The sequence below is a fragment of the Pseudomonas typographi genome (assembly GCF_014694385.1).
Classification (GTDB): domain Bacteria; phylum Pseudomonadota; class Gammaproteobacteria; order Pseudomonadales; family Pseudomonadaceae; genus Aquipseudomonas; species Aquipseudomonas typographi.
In genome coordinates this window covers 1-752 of sequence record NZ_JAAOCA010000116.1, presented here as the reverse complement: position 1 = coordinate 752, position 752 = coordinate 1, and the positions used below count along the sequence as shown (strand labels likewise).

General features: G+C 66.1%; 1 protein-coding gene and 1 pseudogene. Both read right to left on the bottom strand.

Translation table 11 applies throughout. From position 1 onward, the window contains the following. Positions 1-99, bottom strand: a pseudogene (locus HAQ05_RS27940) (structural protein P5); the annotation flags it as partial. Positions 100-159: 60 nt separating this feature from the next. Next, positions 160-636 carry a DUF1353 domain-containing protein gene (locus tag HAQ05_RS27935; protein WP_190427634.1) on the bottom strand — a complete coding sequence of 159 codons (477 nt, stop codon included), beginning with the start codon at positions 634-636 and terminating at the stop codon, positions 160-162. Between the last annotated feature and the right edge of the window lie 116 nt (positions 637-752).

Here is a 752-nt window from a genome sequence, read left to right as displayed (position 1 = left end):
GACCTCGATCCCAAGCTGGCCTTGCCAATTGTTGCGCGGGTTGAAGTCGATGTTACCGGGGTTGTTGTTGCGCACGCCGCGTTTGGGGCTGCTAGTCATAGTTTTCTCCGGGCAAAAAAAATCCCGCTCGATGGCGGGCTTCGGTGTTGCGTGGTGGCGTCAGGCGGTGCCGTAGTGGCTTGCGCCGCCCAGGCGCACACCGGCGTAGAAAATCCATGCACGCCATCGGGCGGTGCCGTCGCCGGTTGTGAGGGCCCGGTAGAAGATGGCGTCGCACTCGGCCCGGGTGAATGCGCCTCGCGTATACAGTTCGTCGTGCAGGATCGCCGGGCGCATGCCGTAGCCGGCGCAGATGCCGTACAGCGCCAGAGCGCCCACGGCGATGATCCAGAGCAGCGGCGCCAGCCAGGAGACGAACGTCAGCACCGCACCGGCAATCAGCGCGCCAATGGCACCCCAGCGGCAGACCTCGCGCAGGATGCGAATCGACGCCAGGTCGCTGATGAAGCCGGCCGGCGCCTCGAGCATCCCGTGCACCGGGTCGTTGAACACCAGCGGCTCCAGCAACGTGAACTCCCATCGGCTAGCCTGGCGGGTGGCCACGCCGGCGGCGAACTTGCCGGGTTCGAGCGTCATGCCGGCACCTCGAGCACAGGCAGTTCGGCCAGGAACGCTTCCAGCGTCGGCACCTCGCGGGTGCCCGCCTCCACCGCGGAAAGCTGTTCGTAGGCGTATTCCCAAACCAAAGAACG

Coding starts and splice junctions, on each gene's coding strand:
- HAQ05_RS27935 (WP_190427634.1), bottom strand. CDS start 636: ATGACGCTCGAACCCGGCAAGTTCGCCGCCGGCGTGGCCACCCGCCAG.